Source organism: Streptomyces lacrimifluminis, from assembly GCF_014646095.1.
Taxonomy (GTDB): domain Bacteria; phylum Actinomycetota; class Actinomycetes; order Streptomycetales; family Streptomycetaceae; genus Streptomyces; species Streptomyces lacrimifluminis.
In genome coordinates this window covers 157,674-174,323 of sequence record NZ_BMMU01000012.1, presented here as the reverse complement: position 1 = coordinate 174,323, position 16,650 = coordinate 157,674, and the positions used below count along the sequence as shown (strand labels likewise).

The following is a 16,650-nucleotide window of genomic DNA, read 5'->3' as shown; positions in this document are numbered from 1 at the left end:
GGCCGACGTCCACCATTGACGACCGTGCCGTGCCCTCCCTCAACGTTGATCACCTCACCGTCCGCTTCGCCGGCCTCCTCGCCCTCGACGACGTCACCTTCACGGTCCGCCCCGGCACCGTCCACGCCCTGATCGGTCCCAACGGCGCGGGCAAGTCCACCTGCTTCAACGTCCTGTCCGGTGTCTACCGGGCCACCTCCGGCAGCGTCCGCTTCGGCGAGCACGAGCTGACCGGCATGTCCCCGCACAGCATCGCCGGCCTCGGAGTCGCCCGTATCTTCCAGAACCTCGCCCTGCCGCCCCACGCCACCGTCGAGGACAGCCTGCTGCTCGGCCGCCACCGGCTGACCAGGACCGGCTTCGTCGCCGCCGGACTCCGGCTGCCGTCGGCGGCGCACGAGGAACGCCGACACCGCGCGCGCGTGCGGGAGATCGCCGAGTTCGTCGGTCTGGAGGAGTACCTGGGACGCCCAGCCGGCTCCCTGCCCTACGGGCAGCAGAAACTCGCGGAACTCGCCCGGGCCCTGTGCATGGAGCCACGGCTGCTGCTCCTCGACGAACCGGTGGCCGGGATGACCGCCGACGAACGGCGCCGGGTCGCGGCCGTCATCGCCGGGGTCCGCGACAGCCTCGGCATCTCGATCGTCCTGGTGGAGCACGACATGGGGGTGGTGATGAGACTCGCGGACACGGTCACGGTCCTGGACTTCGGCCGGCTGATCGCGGACGGGGCCCCGGCGGACGTACAGAACGACCCGGACGTCGTACGGGCCTATCTCGGTGAGGAGGCCACGCCATGAGCACCTTCGCCGAGCTGCTCCTCAACGGCATCTCCATGGGCAGCGTCTACGCCCTCATCGCCCTCGGCTTCGTCGTGATCTTCCGGGCCACGGAGGTCGTCAACTTCGCGCACGCCTCACTGCTGCTCGCGGGCGGCTACGTCACCGCCTCCCTCCACGACGACATCGGCTTCTGGCCGGCGCTGCTCGCGGGAATCGCCGGTGCCGCGCTCATCGGCGCGGCCGTGGAGTTCCTGGTGATGCGCCGCGCCCGGGGCGGTGACCACAGTGTGCTGGCCATCGTCACCATCGGCGTCGACATCCTGCTGACCACCGAACTCACCCGGCGGCTCGGTACGGACGTCCTCGCGCTCGGCGACCCCTGGGGCGACGCGGTCCTCACCCTCGGCCCGATCTCGCTCGCGCACACCCGGATCGCCGCCTTCGTCGCCGCGGCCCTGCTCATCACCGTCTTCCTGCTCGCCTTCCGGTACACCAGCTGGGGCGTGGCGATGCGCGCGGCGGCCGAGAGCCCGGAGACGGCCGCCCTCATGGGCGTCAGGCTGGGCCGGGTGTCGCTCGGCGCCTGGGCCGTCGCGGGCGGACTCGCGGCCGTCGCCGCCCTCTTCCTCACCGTCTTCCCGACCCCGGGTCTCGAACGGGCCACCTCCCTCGCCGCGTTCAAGGCCTTCCCGGCCGCCATACTCGGCGGCCTCGACTCCACGACCGGTGCCCTCGTCGGCGGCCTGGTGGTCGGCGTCACCGAGTCCCTCGCCACCGGCTACCAGAGCGACCTCGCCTTCATGGGCCGGGGTCTCGGTGACCTCGCGCCCTATCTGGTCATGGTCGCGATCCTGCTCGTCCGGCCCGCCGGGCTCTTCGGCACGAAGGAGCCGGCCCGTGTCTGACCTCCTCGCCACCCAGGCCAAGCCCCGGCGCGTGCTCCGCCGGCCGGCCGCGCGTACCTGCACGGCCGCAGCGGGCGCCCTCCTGCTCCTCGCCCTCCCGTTCTACCTGGACCGCTTCTGGCTCCAGGCCGGCCTGTTCGCCATGGCCGCCGCGATCGGCGCCATCGGCATCAACCTCCTCACCGGCGCCACCGGCCAGCTCTCCATGGGCCACGCCTTCTTCCTCGCGGTCGGCGCCTACAGCTACTGCGTGTTCGCCGCGGACGGGGGCGACGGGCTGACCGGGCTCGGGCTGCCCACCTGGCTCGCGGTCGTGCTGGCCACGCTGGTCGCGGGCGGTGCGGGAGGGCTGTTCAGCCCGATCGCCGGGCGCCTGCGCGGCCCCTACCTCGGCATCGCGACCATCGCCCTGATCTTCATCGGCCAGCATGTCCTGTTCAACGCCCGCGACCTCACCGGCGGCTTCAACGGCCGTGACGTACCGCCACTGAGCCTCTTCGGCCTGACCTTCGACGACCGTGAACTCCTCGTCGCGAACGTGCCGTTCGGCTCCGCCGAGAAGCTCTGGTACGCCGGACTCGTCCTCCTGCTCGGGGGCGCGCTGTTCGCCCGTGGCGTCCTGCGCGGACGGCCGGGACGGGCCATGAACGCCATCCGCGACCACCGCATCGCCGCCGGGGTGATCGGGGTGCCCGTGGCCCGCTACCGTGCCGCCGTCTTCGTCCTGTCCTCGATGTACGCGGGGCTGGCCGGCGTACTGCTCGCCCTCGTCTTCCAGCGGACCGTGCCCGATTACTTCGGCATCACGCTCTCGCTGGAGTACCTCGCCATGATCGTCATCGGTGGGCTCGGCTCGGTCTCCGGGGCGGTGGTCGGCGCGGCCTTCGTCTCGCTGCTGCCGCAGCTGCTGACCCGCTACAGCGACGCCCTGCCGCTGGTCTCCGCCCCGGGCACGGGCGGGATCGCACCTGGCGAGGCGTCCCGGTACCTGTACGGCGCCGCCATCGTGGCGGTGGTGCTCTTCCTGCCGGGCGGGCTGGTCAGGGTGGCCGCCCGGCGCCGCTTCGGACGCAAACCAGGGGAGGAACGATGACCAGGAGAAATGCGGCCCGAGCCGCCGCGGGCGCGCTCGCCGTGCTGCTCGCCGTGGCCGGATGCAGTTCCAAGGCCAAGGACGACGACGGGGGCGACAACGGTTCGGCCTCGGCGGGCGGCGTCAAGACCGACGTGGGAGTGTCCGCCAAGACGATCACGCTCGGCGCGCTCACGGACATGACCGGGGTCTACGCGACCCTCGGCAAGAGCGTCACCCAGGCCCAGCAGCTGTACGTGAAGCAGCTGAACGCCGCCGGAGGCGTCTGCGGCCGTCAGGTGGCCCTGACGGTCCGCGACCACGGCTACGACCCGCAGAAGGCCGTCTCCGGCTACACGGAGCTGGCACCGAAGGTGCTGGGCTTCGCCCAGTTCATCGGCTCGCCGTTCGTCGCGGCGGTGAAACAGCGCATCGACGGCCAGGACAAGGTCCTGGTGCTGCCGCAGGCCTGGGCGGCGTCGCTGCTCGGCAGTCCGTACATACGCGTGATCGGGTCAACGTACGACGTTGAGACGATCAATGCCATCGACTTCCTGATCAATGAGAAGGGGATCAAGAAGGGCGACAAGATCGGTCATGTCTACTTCGAGGGGGACTACGGGGAGAGCGCCCTGGCCGGTGCCGAGTACATGGCGGAGAAGTCGGGGCTGACGATCGTCGAGCAGAAGATCAAGCCGACCGACAACGACATGACCGCCCAGGTCGCCGCGTTGAAACAGGCGGGCGTCAAGGCGGTCGTGATCAGCGCCGGCCCGCGCCAGGCCGCCTCGCTGGTCGGCGTGGCAGCGGCCGGCGGCTTCAACGTTCCCGTCATCGGCAACAACTCGGCCTTCGCCCCGCAGCTCCTGGCCACCCAGGCGGGCCCGGCCCTGTCCGCGAACTACTGGGTCGCCTCACCCTCTCTGCCCATCGGGGCGGACACCCCGCAGGCGAAGAAACTCGTGGCCGACTACCGGGCCGCGTACCCGAGCGACTCGCTCGACAACGGTGTGGTGGCCGGCTGGTCGGCGGCCTCCGTCTTCGGCGAGGCACTGAAGAAGGCCTGCGCCGACAAGGACCTCACCCGCGAGGGCGTGGACAAGGCCCTGCTGACGATCGACGCGTTCGACGTCGGCTTCGGCAGCCCGCAGGACTTCACCGACCCGAAGGCCCCCTCCTCCAAGGAGAGCGTGATCCTCCAGCCCGACAAGGGCGTGACAGGAGGCATGAAGGTCGTACGGGAGTCCGAGGCGTCGTCCGTCGCGGAGGGCTACTCGCCGGGCGCGTGAGCCCGAGGAAGCCCGCACACAACGCGGAGGGCCCCGAACCGTCCGGTTCGGGGCCCTCCGCGTTGTGCGCGGGTGCTACGGCAGCTGTGCCGCCCGTGCCTCGCGGCGGTTGCCGCGGAAGTTGTTCACACGGCGGGCCGTGGCGAAGAGCGGGATCACCGCGCCCAGGACGAGCTGCAGGGCGCAGCCGGTCTGGAGGAGGAGCTGGCCGCCGGGGGCGTCGAAGGCCCAGGCCGCCAGGAGGCCCATTCCGGAGACGATCCAGGCGATCATCGCGATCGCGAGCGGACCCCGCGGCTTCGGGTACTCGACCCGGCTCACCATCAGCCAGGCGGTGCCGACGATGGCCATGAGCGTGGCCACGAACGGCAGCTCCAGGAGCACGATCGAGACGACCGTCAGGGCGCCGAAGGGACTCGGCATGCCCTGGAAGGTGCCGTCCTTCACCGTCACGCACGAGAATCTCGCGAGCCTCAGCACCACGGCGAGCAGGACGACGATCGCGCCGACCGCCGCCACCTTCTGGTACGCGTCGTCCGCGACCATGCCGTACACCAGCACGAAGTACGCCGGCGCGAGACCGAAGCTGATCAGGTCGGAGAGGTTGTCCAGCTCGGCGCCCATGGGGGAGGAGCGCAGCTTGCGGGCGACCAGACCGTCGAAGAGGTCGAAGACCGCCGCGCAGAGCATCAGGATCACCGCGGTCGCCGCCGAGTGACGAGCCATGCCCGACTCGTCACTGCCGGTGAGGTGCGGGATCAGGATGCCCGTGGTGGTGAAGTACACCGCCATGAAGCCACAGGTGGCGTTGCCGAGGGTGAGGGTGTCCGCTATTGAGAGGCGGAGAGAAAGAGGCATCTCCTCCTCGTCGTCACCCACCTCGTCGGCCTCCGGCACCCACTGGGTCTCGGGATCAATCACGGTCAATGCGAGTCACCCCTGCCACCGTCTTCTGGCCGACCTCGACCGCGACCTCGACACCCTCGGGGAGATAGATGTCGACGCGCGAGCCGAAGCGGATCAGGCCGATCCGGTCGCCCTGCTCGACCTTCGTGCCCTGCGGAACGTACGGGACGATGCGGCGAGCGACCGCACCGGCGATCTGGATCATCTCGATGTCACCGAGCTCGGTGTCGAAGTGCCAGACAACTCTCTCGTTGTTCTCGCTCTCCTTGTTGAACGCCGGAACGAACCCGCCGGGGATGTGCTCGACGGACGTCACCGTGCCGGAGAGGGGCGCGCGGTTGACGTGTACGTTGAGCGGGCTCATGAAGATCGCGACGCGGGTACGGCCGTCCTTCCAGGGCATGATGCTCTGGACCACGCCGTCGGCGGGCGAGATGACCCGGCCCTGGGTGATCTCGCGCTCGGGGTCGCGGAAGAACCACAGCATGCCCGCCGCCAGCGCGGTGGCGGGTACGGCCACGGCCTTGGCGGCGCCGGACTTGCGCGCGCGTACCAGGCTGAGGGCTGCGGTGGCGACGGTCGGGAGGAGCCACGGCGATGCTCCGCGCGCCAGGCGTACGCCTGCCAGGCTGTCGCGAGGTGCAGAGGTTTGGCTGTGGGGCATGGATGACCTTCGTAGCGGATGATGCCGCGCTGTATCAGGGGACGGCGGCTTTCCGTCGATCGTAGCGGCTCGCCGCCACAACTGGGTAAGCCAGGAAGCGGAGTCGGCGGCTGAAGAGCGCTGACGGGGTGTGATGTTGTTCTCGAACAAAACACCCCGAAAAGAACAATCAGCCCTGGAATCGATACTCTTCGAGCAACCTTCGCCCGATGATCATTTTCTGGATCTCGGCGGTACCTTCGCCGATCAGCAGCATCGGAGCCTCGCGGTAGAGGCGCTCGATCTCGTACTCCTTGGAGAAGCCGTAGCCGCCGTGGATCCGGAAGGCGTCTTCCACGACCTCCTTGCAGTACTCGGAGGCGAGGTACTTCGCCATCCCCGCTTCGAGGTCGTTTCGCTCACCGGAGTCCTTTTTGCGTGCCGCGTTCACCATCATCGCATGGGCGGCCTCGACCTTGGTAGCCATCTCGGCCAGCTTGAACTGGATCGCCTGGTGCTGGGCGATCGGTTTGCCGAAAGTGTGCCGTTGCTGGGCGTACTGGACACCCAGTTCGAACGCACGCTGAGCGACGCCGCAGCCACGCGCCGCCACATTGACGCGTCCCACCTCAACGCCGTCCATCATTTGGTAAAAGCCCCGGCCGGTGGTGCCACCGAGAACACGATTGGCCGGAATTCGCAGTCCGTCCATGATGAGTTCGGTGGTATCGACGCCCTTGTAGCCCATCTTGTCGATCTTCCCCGGGATGGTGAGCCCGGGCCGGACCTCACCGAAGCCCGGCTCCTTCTCGACCAGGAAGGTGGTCATCGACTTGTGGGGCGCGGTCCCCTCCGGGTGTCCTTCGTCACTTCGGACGAGTACGGCGACCAGGTTGGACGTTCCGCCGTTCGTCAGCCACATCTTCTGGCCGTTGAGGACGTACTCGTCGCCGTCCTGGACCGCCTTGGAGGTGATGGCCGACACGTCCGAGCCGAGCGCCGGCTCCGACATCGAGAAGGCGCCGCGGGTGTCGCCCGCCGCCATCCTCGGCAGGAAGTGGTCCTTCTGTTCCTGCGTGCCGTGCTGCTTGAGCATGTACGCCACGATGAAGTGCGTGTTGATGATCCCGGAGACGGACATCCAGCCACGCGCGATCTCCTCGACGCACAGCGCGTACGTCAGGAGCGACTCGCCAAGACCGCCGTACTCCTCGGGGATCATCAGGCCGAACAGGCCCAACTCCTTGAGGCCGTCGACGATCGCTTGCGGGTACTCGTCGCGGTGCTCCAGCTCGGTCGCGACCGGGATGATCTCCTTGTCCACGAAGTCCCGCACCGTGGACAGGATTTCCTGCTGGATGTCGGTCAGACCGGCGGTCTGGGCGAGTCGCGCCATGGCTACTTCTCCTGCTCCCTGAGCTGGGGGCGGCCGGGCTGCTCGCCGCCGCGCTCCTTGATGTACGTCTCGGTCGGCACCATCACCTTGCGGCGGAACACGCAGACCAGCGTGCCGTCCTGCTTGTAGCCCTTGGTCTCCACGTGGACGATCCCGCGGTCGTTCTTCGACCGGGAGGGCGTCTTGTCGAGGACCGTCGTCTCGCCGTAGATCGTGTCGCCGTGGAAGGTCGGCGCCACGTGCTTCAGCGACTCGATCTCCAGGTTGGCGATCGCCTTGCCCGACACGTCCGGCACGGACATGCCCAGCAGCAGGGAGTAGATGTAGTTCCCCACGACGACGTTCCTGCCGAAGTCGGTCGTGTTCTCCGCATAGTTGGTGTCCATGTGGAGCGGGTGGTGGTTCATCGTCAGGAGGCAGAAGAGATGGTCGTCGTACTCCGTGACCGTCTTTCCGGGCCAGTGCTTGTAGACCGCCCCGACCTCGAACTCCTCGTAGGTGCGTCCGAACTGCATGGTGCTCAGGCCTCCGGGGCTTCGAACTTGGACGTGCGCCGCATGCCGGCCGCGCGGCCCTTGCCCGAGATGACCAGGGCCATCTTGCGGCTGGCCTCGTCGATCATCTCGTCGCCGAGCATCGCGGAGCCCTTCTTGCCGCCGGCCTCGGACGTGCAGTAGTCGTACGCGTCCAGGATCAGTTCGGCGTGGTCGAAGTCCTCCTGGGAGGGGGAGAAGATCTCGTTGGACGCCTCGACCTGGCCCGGGTGGAGCACCCACTTGCCGTCGAAACCGAGGGCGGCGGCACGCTGGGCGACCTCGCGGTAGCCGTCGACGTTGCGGATCTGCAGGTAGGGGCCGTCGATCGCCTGGAGGTTGTTGGCGCGGGCGGCCATCAGGATCTTCATCAGGATGTAGTGGTAGGCGTCCGCCGGGTAACCGGGGGGCTGCTCACCCACGACGAGCGACTTCATGTTGATCGACGCCATGAAGTCGGCGGGGCCGAAGATGATCGTCTCGACGCGCGGGGAGGCCGTCGCGATCTCGTTGACGTTGTTGAGGCCCTGGGCGTTCTCGATCTGCGCCTCGATGCCGATCTTGCCGACCTCGAAGCCCATCGTCTTCTCGATCTGGGTGAGAAGGAGGTCCAGCGCGACGACCTGCTGGGCGGTCTGCACCTTCGGCAGCATGATGCAGTCGAGGTTCGGGCCCGCGCCCTCGACCACCGTCACGACATCGCGGTACGTCCACTCGGTCGTCCAGTCGTTGACGCGCACGACCCTCGTCTTGCCCGTCCAGTCCCCCTCGTTGAGGAACTTGACGATGGTGTGCCGCGCCTCGGGCTTGGCCAGCGGGGCGCACGCGTCCTCAAGGTCCAGGAACACCTGGTCGGCCGGCAGACCCTGGGCCTTCTCCAGGAAACGGGGGTTGCTCCCGGGAACCGCGAGACAGGAGCGTCGCGGACGCAGTCGGTTGACGGGCGTGGTCATGCGGGGACCTCCAGGGGGTCGAGCTTGTTCGCTTTCCGGATCTCGTCGACGATGCGGCCGATGATTCCGGTGATGTCGAAGTCCTTCGGGGTGAAGACCGCGGCCACGCCCGCAGCCCTGAGCTTTTCGGCGTCGCCTTGGGGGATGATCCCACCGGCGATCACCGGGACGTCTGTGGCACCGGCCACACGCAGCCGTTCGAGCACGTCCGGCACCAGCTGGGCGTGCGAGCCGGACAGGATGGACAGGCCGACGCCGTGCACGTCCTCGGCGATCGCCGCGTCCACGATCTGCTCCGGGGTGAGCCGGATGCCCTGGTAGACCACCTCGAACCCGGCGTCACGGGCCCGCACGGCGATCTGCTCGGCACCGTTGGAGTGCCCGTCCAGACCCGGCTTGCCCACCAGGAAACGGAGCTTGCCGACGCCCATCTCCCGCGCCGTGATCTCCACCTTGCGACGGACCAGCGCCAGCCCGGTGCCCTCCGAGGCGGCCACCGCGACCGGCGCCGACGAGACACCGGTCGGCGCCCGGAACTCCCCGAACACCTCGCGCAGGGCCCCGGCCCACTCACCGGTCGTGACCCCGGCGCGGGCGCACTCCAGGGTGGCCTCCATGAGGTTGTCGGTGCCCTTCGCGGCCTCCTTCAGCCGCTCCAGCGCCTTGCAGGGACGCGGGTGGTTGAACGGCGGCTGGTACCGCGTGTCGCGCCAGCCCCCGAGCGCCGACGTCACCTGGGCCTCGACGGCCGGGTCGACCGTCTGGATCGCCGCGTCGAGGTCGGCCGTGAGCGGGTTCGGCTCGGTCGACTCGAAGATGTTGACGCCCACGATCTTCTCCTGACCGGACTCGATACGGGCCCGCCGCTCGGCGTGCGAGGCGACGAGCTGCGACTTCAGATAGCCCGACTCGACGGCGGCCATCGCGCCGCCCATCTCCTCGATGCGGCCGATCTCGGCGAGCGACTCCTCGACCAGCTCGGCCACCTTCGCCTCGACGACGTGCGACCCGGCGAAGATGTCCTCGTACTCCAGCAGGTCGCTCTCGTAGGCGAGCACCTGCTGCATCCGCAGCGACCACTGCTGGTCCCAGGGCCGGGGGAGCCCGAGCGCCTCGTTCCAGGCCGGGAGCTGGACGGCACGCGCGCGTGCGTCCTTCGACAGGGTCACCGCCAGCATCTCGAGCACGATCCGCTGGACGTTGTTCTCCGGCTGCGCCTCGGTCAGTCCGAGGGAGTTGACCTGGACGCCGTACCGGAAGCGCCGCTGCTTGGGGTTCTCGATGCCGTACCGCTCGCGCGTGACCTGGTCCCAGATCCGCCCGAACGCCCGTAGCTTGCACATCTCCTCGACGAACCGGACACCCGCGTTCACGAAGAAGGAGATACGGGCGACGACGTCACCGAACTTCTCGGCGGGCACCTGCCCCGAGTCCCGTACGGCGTCCAGCACCGCGATCGCCGTCGACATGGCGTACGCGATCTCCTGGACCGGGGTCGCCCCCGCCTCCTGGAGGTGGTAGCTGCATATGTTGATCGGGTTCCACTTGGGGATGTGGTTGACCGTGTAACAGATCATGTCCGTCGTCAGCCGGAGCGAGGGTCCCGGGGGGAACACGTGCGTGCCCCGGGACAGGTACTCCTTGACGATGTCGTTCTGCGTCGTGCCCTGGAGCGTGGTGATGTCGACACCCTGCTCCTCGGCGACCACCTGGTAGAGCGCCAGCAGCCACATGGCGGTGGCGTTGATCGTCATCGAGGTGTTCATCCGGTCCAGGGGGATGTCCTGGAACAGCCGGCGCATGTCACCGACATGCGAGACGGGGACGCCGACCCGGCCGACCTCGCCGCGGGCGAGGATGTGGTCGGGGTCGTACCCGGTCTGGGTCGGCAGGTCGAAGGCCACCGACAGACCTGTCTGTCCCTTGGCGAGGTTGCGCCGGTACAACTCGTTGGACGCCTCGGCCGTGGAGTGACCGGCGTACGTGCGCATGAGCCACGGCCGGTCCTTCTCCCGCTTGCCTGTGGCGGGCTGACGCTCAGTCATCGGTGACCTCCGGTCTCAGATGTTCCGGAAGCGGTTGATGGCGTCGATGTGCTGGGCGCGCTTCTCCTCGTCGCGCACACCGAGGCCTTCCTCGGGGGCGAGGCACAGGACGCCGACCTTGCCCTGGTGGAGGTTGCGGTGGACGTCGTAGGCGGCCTGGCCGGTCTCCTCCAGGGAGTACACCTTGGAGAGCGTCGGGTGGATCTTGCCCTTGGCGACCAGCCGGTTGGCTTCCCAGGCCTCGCGGTAGTTGGCGAAGTGGGAGCCGATGATGCGCTTGAGGGACATCCACAGGTAGCGGTTGTCGTACTCGTGGTTGAAGCCCGAGGTGGAGGCGCAGGTGACGATCGTGCCGCCCTTGCGGGTGACGTAGACGGACGCGCCGAAGGTCTCACGGCCGGGGTGCTCGAAGACGATGTCGACGTCCTCGCCGCCGGTCAGCTCACGGATGCGCTTACCGAAGCGCTTCCACTCGCGCGGGTCCTGGTGGTGCTCGTCCGCCCAGAACTTGTAGCCCTCGGCGTTGCGGTCGATGATCGCCTCGGCGCCCATCTTCCGGCAGATGTCCGCCTTCTGCTCGCTGGAGACGACACAGATGGGGTTGGCGCCGCCGGCCAGCGCGAACTGCGTGGCGTACGAGCCCAGGCCGCCGCTCGCGCCCCAGATGAGGACGTTGTCGCCCTGCTTCATCCCGGCACCGTTGCGCGACACCAGCTGGCGGTACGCGGTGGAGTTGACCAGCCCGGGTGCGGCGGCCTCCTCCCAGCTGAGGTGGTCCGGCTTGGGCATCAGCTGGTTGGACTTGACGAGGGCGATCTCGGCGAGCCCGCCGAAGTTCGTCTCGAAGCCCCAGATGCGCTGCTCGGGGTCGAGCATCGTGTCGTTGTGCCCGTCGGAGGACTCCAGCTCCACCGACAGACAGTGCGCGACGACCTCGTCGCCGGGCTTCCAGGAATTGACGCCGGGACCGGTGCGCAGGACGACGCCCGCGAGGTCGGAGCCGATGATGTGGTACGGCAGGTCGTGGCGCTTGGTGAGCTCGCTGAGCTTTCCGTAGCGCTCCAGGAAGCCGAAGGTCGACAGCGGCTCGAAGATCGACGTCCAGACCGAGTTGTAGTTGACCGAGGAGGCCATGACGGCCACCAGGGCCTCGCCCGGGCCGAGTTCCGGCACCGGGACGTCGTCCAGGTGGATCGACTTGCGGGGGTCCTTGTCGCGGGTTTCGAGGCCCGCGAACATGTCCGTCTCGTCCTTGTGCACGGTGATGGCACGGTAGGACTCGGGGAGCGGCAGAGCGGCGATGTCGGCCGGAGTCGAGTCCGGCGACTGGATCGCGTCCAGGATGTCCTTCACGGTCACGGTATTGCCTCCGGCGAATGGCGTCCTGAGGGAAGACGCTGAGGGTTACGTCGATGCTGCTGGGGGTTGGGTGTCGGACGTGCCGTCGGTTCGGCGGGTGGTGCTTCGGCAGCGCGTGGTGGCGCGGGAGGTTGCCTGTGACGCAGGCGGCCGGGCGCGCAAACACGTGGGTTTGCGGGGACAGCCGACGTACGCATGGTCTCTGCACGCCGGCCGCCCGGACACCTTCAAGGTATGACACCCCGTGTCATGTGACAAGGCACTGAGTGCCAGAAAATGGCCTCAGATGAAATCTTTACGTAACAAATGAGCGATGATCGATCAAAAGCTACTGATGAGTATCCGCGGTGGCGCACAGAAGAGGCGGGCCGCAGCATCTGCGACCCGCCTCTTCCGGAAAGCTCTTCCGCTCTACGACCGTTCCTTCAGCGCCTGCTCGATGGTCCGCATCACCTCGTCGAGCGGTGCGTCGGTCCGGGCCACCGCCACCAGCACCTCTCCCTGCGAGGTAACCGAGGCCGGCACGCTCCGGGGAGCGGTGTCACGACCGGCCCCGATGCCCGTACCGAAGGTCTTCCGCACGATCCCGAAGGCGTGGTCGAGCTGTGTCTCCACGTCGCCCTGGCCGCCCGCCCGCAGCCAGCGCCGCAGGACGTGGTTGTGGGCGGTGACCACGGCCGACGCGGCGACCTCGGCCAGCAGCGGATCGTCGTTCGCGTCGTCGTCGTGGGCGTGCTCGTCGAAGTGGCCCAGGAGATAGCGGGTGAAGAGGCGTTCGTAGCGGGCGACCGACGCGATCTCCGCCTCCCGCAGGGTGGGGACCTCGCGCGTCAGCTTGTAGCGGGCGACCGAGATCTCCGGCCGGGCCGCGTACATCTTCATGACTTCCTTGATGCCGCGGCACACGGTGTCGAGCGGATGTTCGTGCGCCGGCGCCGCGTTGAGCACCGCCTCCGCCCGGGTCAACGTGTCGTCGTGGTCCGGGAAGATGGCCTCTTCCTTGGAACGGAAGTGCCGGAAGAAGGTGCGGCGGGCCACACCCGCCCGGGCCGCGATTTCGTCGACGGTGGTGCCTTCGTAGCCCTTGGTCGAGAACAGTTCCATGGCCGCCGCCGCCAGTTCTCGGCGCATCTTGAGCCGCTGGGCGGCGGCACGACCGCCCGTGGCACTCTCCGGCGCGTCGGGCGTGGCTGGGGTACGGGAGGACTTGGCGGGCTGGGACATGACCCGAACGTACTGCATGTGCGCAGGGTGGCGCGCACGTCCGGGATCACCCCCGCCCCGGGCGGGCGGGGGTGGGGAGGCAGGGTCGAGAAGTCCGCCCCAGTCCTCGTCATGTCCCGGGGTGCGCCCGAACGCCTGCCCGAAGCTGGGCCCGGACCAGTCGCCGGCCCTGTCAGCGGCGGGCATATTCGCGGAAGCCGCGGCCCGTCTTGCGGCCGAGGCAGCCCGCGGCCACCAGGTGCTCCAGGAGCGGTGCGGGGGCCAGACCCGGGTCACGGAACTCGCGGTGCAGGACCTTCTCGATGGCCAGGGAGACGTCCAGTCCGACCACGTCCAGCAGTTCGAACGGGCCCATCGGGTAGCCGCCGCCCAGCTTCATCGCCGCGTCGATGTCGTCAAGAGACGCATAGTGCTCCTGCACCATCTTGATCGCGTTGTTGAGATACGGGAAAAGCAGTGCGTTGACGATGAATCCGGCCCGGTCGCCGCAGTCGACGGCATGCTTCTTGATCCTGACGCAGACCTCGCGGACCGTCGAGTGGACGTCGTCGGCCGTCAGCACCGTACGGACGACCTCGACCAGCTTCATCGCCGGCGCCGGGTTGAAGAAGTGCATGCCGATCACGTCCTCGGGACGCGAGGTGGCACGGGCGCACGCGACGACGGGCAGCGAGGAGGTGGTGGTGGCCAGCACCGCGCCCGGCTTGCAGACCTTGTCCAGCGCGGCGAACAGCTGCTGCTTGACCTCCAGGTCCTCGGCGACGGCCTCGACGGCCAGATCGACGTCCGCGAAGGCGTCGTAGGAGCCCGCCGCGGTGATCCGGTCGAGGGTCTGCGCGGCGGCCTCGGCGGTGAGACGGCCCTTGTCGACGGAGCGGGCCAGCGACTTGCCGATCCTGGCCTTGGCGGTCTGGGCCTTCTCCTCGCTGCGGGCGGCGAGAACCACCGTGTACCCGGCCTTCGCGAAGACCTCCGCGATACCGGAGGCCATCGTGCCGGAGCCGGCGACACCGACGGACCGGACGGTGCGGCCGGCGGTCTCCGGGGCGTCGGCGAGCGGGGTCAGCGCGTCCGCCGTGACCGTCGCGCCGCCGGGCGCGTCGTAGGAGTAGAAGCCGCGGCCCGCCTTCCTGCCGGTCAGGCCCGCCTCGCTGAGCTGCTTGAGGATGGGCGCCGGGGCGTGCAGCCGGTCGTGGGACTCGGCGTACATGGCCTCCAGGACCGTACGGGCCGTGTCGATTCCGATCAGGTCGAGCAGGGCGAGCGGGCCCATGGGCAGACCGCAGCCGAGCCGCATCGCCGCGTCGATGTCCTCGCGGGAGGCGTACTTCGCCTCGTACATCGCGGCGGCCTGGTTGAGGTAGCCGAACAGCAGCCCGTCGGCGACGAATCCGGGACGGTCGCCGACCGCGACGGGCTCCTTGCCGAGCTCGATCGCCAGATCGGTGACCGCGGCGACGGCCTGCGGCGCGGTCAGCACCGACGAGACCACCTCGACCAGCTTCATCGCCGGGGCCGGGTTGAAGAAGTGCAGGCCCAGGACGCGCTCGGGACGCGCCGAGTCGGCGGCGAGACGGGTGACGGAGAGGGCGTTGGTACCGGTCGCGAGGATCGTCTCCGGGCGCACGATGTCGTCGAGGGCACGGAAGATCTGGTGCTTGACCTCGTACGACTCCGGCGCCACCTCGATGACCAGGTCGGCGTCGGCCGCCTCGCGCAGGTCGGTGGAGGTGCGGAAGCGGGCGAGGACGTCCTCGCGCTCCTGTTCGGTGAGCCGGCCGCGCACCACGGCACGGGCGGTGGAGGTCTCCAGCGCGGTGACGGCCTTCACGGCCGTGGCCTCGCTGATGTCGATGCCGACGACCTCGCGGCCGGCGCGGGTGAGGACCTCGGCGATGCCGGTGCCCATCGTGCCGAGGCCGACCACGGCGACGGTCGAGAGCGGGGACAGAGAGGTGTCGGACAGGGGAGTGGCCATCGCGGGACTCCAGGAATGAGGGTGACGACTGGGAGCGCGCCCGGGTGCGCCGGAGGGAGCCCTGCGAACAGGAAGCCCGGTGAACGGCGCACCGGATGCGAGGAAAGGAATGCTGAGTGCGGGTGATGCCGGGCTGCGAAGCGCACACGCCCGGCTCCGTGGTCGCGGGCATGCACACGCCCGGAGAACGGTGAGGTCCGACCGGCCCTGTCCCAAGCCGTGTCGCACTCACGACGGCTGCGTCACCAGGCCGTCGTCAGCAAGCATTGCAAGCGAGTGGGTAACTCGCTCGTCTGAGCTTAACCGGTGGGTAACGAGCGCGCCAGCCCCCGGTCTTGTGATGTGCGTCCCGGGATCCTGCCCACGCGGCCTCGCTCCCGCACCTAACCTCGGCACCATGGACGAAGAGTTGCGATCACTCACGGAGCGCTTACGGGCCGAGGCCGGAGGGGAAACCTCGGAGGCGTACGAGCACATGGTGGTGACCGGAGACCCCGACGAGCTGGCCGATGTCCTCACCGCCCCCGGACAGCCCCTGTGGGCCAGGGAGTTGGCCGCCTTCCGGCTGGGACTCGCGGGGGACCGGCGAGCCTTCGAAGCCCTTGTCCTTCTCCTCAACCACCGTGACCCGCAGCGCTGCGCCTCCGCCGCGTACGCCCTGTCCCGCCTCGGCGATCCGCGCACCGCTCGCGCGGCAGCCGCCCTCGCGACCAACGAACTGCGCGTCGCCTACGCCCTGCACCCGGTCCGGCTGCTGGCCCAGCTGCGCGCCCCCGAGTCCGTGCCCGCGCTGATCACCACGCTGGCCCGCCGCCTGAAACCGCATGACCCCCACCGGCGGGTGGCGCTCGCCTGTGTGGAGGCGCTCGGCACGCTCGGGGACCGGCGGGCGGCACCGGTCCTGAACGAGGCACTGGCGCACCCGGCCCTCGCCGAGGCGGCGGTGCACGCGCTGGCGCGCATCCCCAGGCAGAGGTGAACGGTCGGTCAGCCGAGCAGTTCCCGTACGTACCGCACATCGTTCCCCCGGAGGCCGCCCGGAGCATGCGCCGGTGCCTGGCATCGGCACCGGCGTATCGCCTCGCGTGCGGACGTACGGCGATCTCCGGACTATGCGGGCAGCACGGCGAACGCCTCGATCTCGATCAGGAACTCCGGGCGCACCAGCGAGACCACCTGGACCGCCGACGCCGCCGGCAACCGGTCGTCGGGTATGTGTTCCGCGCGAGCCGCGCGCACGGCCGGCAGGTGAGCCATGTCCGTGACGAATTAGGTGAGCTTGACGACCTCGTCGAAGGTGGCACCGGCGGCGGCCAGACAGCGGTGCAGATTCTCGAAGACCTGGCGGGCCTGCGCCGCCGGATCACTCCTGCCCACCACTTCGCCGGCCTCGTCCAGGGCGAGCTGGCCGGAGATGGCGACGAAACGGCCACTGCCCATGACGACATGGGTGTACGCGGCGGCGGGGGCGACGCCGTCGGGGGCGGGAATTCTGGTCAGCTCGCTCATGGGTCCATGGTGGACCATGGGTCTGACACACCGCCGGACGGGCCGCCGGACGTGTT

The 16,650-nt window shown here is 69.0% G+C and carries 14 protein-coding genes and 1 pseudogene; 5 read left to right on the top strand and 10 right to left on the bottom strand.

Annotated elements, in window-relative coordinates:
* Nucleotides 1-29: 29 nt before the first annotated feature.
* From IEY89_RS19860 to IEY89_RS19845, 4 genes are read left to right on the top strand one after another with little or no spacing between them, the layout of a single operon-like run.
* Nucleotides 30-800, top strand: coding sequence for an ABC transporter ATP-binding protein (locus tag IEY89_RS19860; protein ID WP_189148785.1), 771 nt, complete (start codon nucleotides 30-32; stop codon nucleotides 798-800).
* Nucleotides 797-1,687 carry a branched-chain amino acid ABC transporter permease gene (locus tag IEY89_RS19855; RefSeq protein ID WP_189148784.1) on the top strand — a complete coding sequence of 297 codons (891 nt, stop codon included), beginning with the start codon at nucleotides 797-799 and terminating at the stop codon, nucleotides 1,685-1,687. Before IEY89_RS19860 ends, IEY89_RS19855 begins: the two co-directional genes overlap by 4 nt.
* Nucleotides 1,680-2,780 (top strand): branched-chain amino acid ABC transporter permease, encoded by a 1,101-nt coding sequence (locus tag IEY89_RS19850; protein WP_373287262.1) that lies wholly within the window; start codon nucleotides 1,680-1,682, stop codon nucleotides 2,778-2,780. The genes IEY89_RS19855 and IEY89_RS19850 overlap by 8 nt, the downstream gene beginning before the upstream one ends.
* The gene (locus IEY89_RS19845) at nucleotides 2,777-4,048 is read left to right on the top strand and encodes an ABC transporter substrate-binding protein (protein ID WP_189148783.1); all 1,272 of its coding nucleotides are present in this window, start codon (nucleotides 2,777-2,779) and stop codon (nucleotides 4,046-4,048) included. Before IEY89_RS19850 ends, IEY89_RS19845 begins: the two co-directional genes overlap by 4 nt.
* Nucleotides 4,049-4,123: 75 nt before the next feature.
* On the opposite strand, the gene pssA is transcribed toward IEY89_RS19845, so the two are convergent.
* The 9 genes from pssA to IEY89_RS19800 form a co-directional block, all read right to left on the bottom strand.
* Nucleotides 4,124-4,945, bottom strand: a complete 822-nt coding sequence (gene pssA, locus IEY89_RS19840; protein WP_189148837.1) for a CDP-diacylglycerol--serine O-phosphatidyltransferase — start codon at nucleotides 4,943-4,945, stop codon at nucleotides 4,124-4,126.
* A 16-nt stretch (nucleotides 4,946-4,961) separates the two neighbouring features.
* Nucleotides 4,962-5,618, bottom strand: coding sequence for a phosphatidylserine decarboxylase (locus IEY89_RS19835; RefSeq protein WP_053747193.1), 657 nt, complete (start codon nucleotides 5,616-5,618; stop codon nucleotides 4,962-4,964).
* A gap of 169 nt (nucleotides 5,619-5,787) precedes the next feature.
* Nucleotides 5,788-6,993 carry an acyl-CoA dehydrogenase family protein gene (locus IEY89_RS19830; RefSeq protein WP_189148782.1) on the bottom strand — a complete coding sequence of 402 codons (1,206 nt, stop codon included), beginning with the start codon at nucleotides 6,991-6,993 and terminating at the stop codon, nucleotides 5,788-5,790.
* Nucleotides 6,994-6,995: 2 nt separating this feature from the next.
* Entirely contained in the window at nucleotides 6,996-7,508 is a 513-nt protein-coding gene (locus tag IEY89_RS19825) for a MaoC family dehydratase (protein ID WP_189148781.1), read from the bottom strand.
* Nucleotides 7,509-7,513: 5 nt separating this feature from the next.
* On the bottom strand, nucleotides 7,514-8,479 hold the full coding sequence (locus IEY89_RS19820; RefSeq protein WP_189148780.1) for an HpcH/HpaI aldolase/citrate lyase family protein: 966 nt from the start codon (nucleotides 8,477-8,479) through the stop codon (nucleotides 7,514-7,516).
* Nucleotides 8,476-10,524 (bottom strand): ethylmalonyl-CoA mutase, encoded by a 2,049-nt coding sequence (locus IEY89_RS19815; RefSeq protein WP_189148779.1) that lies wholly within the window; start codon nucleotides 10,522-10,524, stop codon nucleotides 8,476-8,478. Before IEY89_RS19815 ends, IEY89_RS19820 begins: the two co-directional genes overlap by 4 nt.
* Nucleotides 10,525-10,539: 15 nt before the next feature.
* Nucleotides 10,540-11,877, bottom strand: coding sequence for a crotonyl-CoA carboxylase/reductase (gene ccrA / locus IEY89_RS19810; RefSeq protein WP_189148836.1), 1,338 nt, complete (start codon nucleotides 11,875-11,877; stop codon nucleotides 10,540-10,542).
* A 417-nt stretch (nucleotides 11,878-12,294) separates the two neighbouring features.
* Nucleotides 12,295-13,107 carry a TetR/AcrR family transcriptional regulator gene (locus IEY89_RS19805; RefSeq protein ID WP_189148835.1) on the bottom strand — a complete coding sequence of 271 codons (813 nt, stop codon included), beginning with the start codon at nucleotides 13,105-13,107 and terminating at the stop codon, nucleotides 12,295-12,297.
* A gap of 172 nt (nucleotides 13,108-13,279) precedes the next feature.
* Complete coding sequence (locus IEY89_RS19800) at nucleotides 13,280-15,085, bottom strand: 3-hydroxyacyl-CoA dehydrogenase family protein (RefSeq protein ID WP_189148778.1); 1,806 nt, start codon at nucleotides 15,083-15,085, stop codon at nucleotides 13,280-13,282.
* A 397-nt stretch (nucleotides 15,086-15,482) separates the two neighbouring features.
* Between IEY89_RS19800 and IEY89_RS19795 the strand changes: the two genes are divergently transcribed.
* Nucleotides 15,483-16,064 carry an adenylosuccinate lyase gene (locus IEY89_RS19795; protein WP_189148777.1) on the top strand — a complete coding sequence of 194 codons (582 nt, stop codon included), beginning with the start codon at nucleotides 15,483-15,485 and terminating at the stop codon, nucleotides 16,062-16,064.
* A gap of 131 nt (nucleotides 16,065-16,195) precedes the next feature.
* On the opposite strand, the pseudogene IEY89_RS19790 reads toward IEY89_RS19795, so the two are convergent.
* Nucleotides 16,196-16,594, bottom strand: a pseudogene (locus IEY89_RS19790) (RidA family protein).
* Nucleotides 16,595-16,650 lie beyond the last annotated feature (56 nt).

What these genes read in the sequence shown, in the direction of transcription:
- IEY89_RS19845 (WP_189148783.1), top strand. Translation starts at nt 2,777, where the DNA reads ATGACCAGGAGAAATGCGGCCCGAGCCGCCGCGGGCGCGCTCGCCGTG.
- IEY89_RS19825 (WP_189148781.1), bottom strand. Translation starts at nt 7,508, where the DNA reads ATGCAGTTCGGACGCACCTACGAGGAGTTCGAGGTCGGGGCGGTCTAC.
- IEY89_RS19855 (WP_189148784.1), top strand. Translation starts at nt 797, where the DNA reads ATGAGCACCTTCGCCGAGCTGCTCCTCAACGGCATCTCCATGGGCAGC.
- IEY89_RS19830 (WP_189148782.1), bottom strand. Translation starts at nt 6,993, where the DNA reads ATGGCGCGACTCGCCCAGACCGCCGGTCTGACCGACATCCAGCAGGAA.
- IEY89_RS19800 (WP_189148778.1), bottom strand. Translation starts at nt 15,085, where the DNA reads ATGGCCACTCCCCTGTCCGACACCTCTCTGTCCCCGCTCTCGACCGTC.
- IEY89_RS19795 (WP_189148777.1), top strand. Translation starts at nt 15,483, where the DNA reads ATGGACGAAGAGTTGCGATCACTCACGGAGCGCTTACGGGCCGAGGCC.
- IEY89_RS19815 (WP_189148779.1), bottom strand. Translation starts at nt 10,524, where the DNA reads ATGACTGAGCGTCAGCCCGCCACAGGCAAGCGGGAGAAGGACCGGCCG.
- IEY89_RS19835 (WP_053747193.1), bottom strand. Translation starts at nt 5,618, where the DNA reads ATGCCCCACAGCCAAACCTCTGCACCTCGCGACAGCCTGGCAGGCGTA.
- IEY89_RS19820 (WP_189148780.1), bottom strand. Translation starts at nt 8,479, where the DNA reads ATGACCACGCCCGTCAACCGACTGCGTCCGCGACGCTCCTGTCTCGCG.
- IEY89_RS19805 (WP_189148835.1), bottom strand. Translation starts at nt 13,107, where the DNA reads ATGTCCCAGCCCGCCAAGTCCTCCCGTACCCCAGCCACGCCCGACGCG.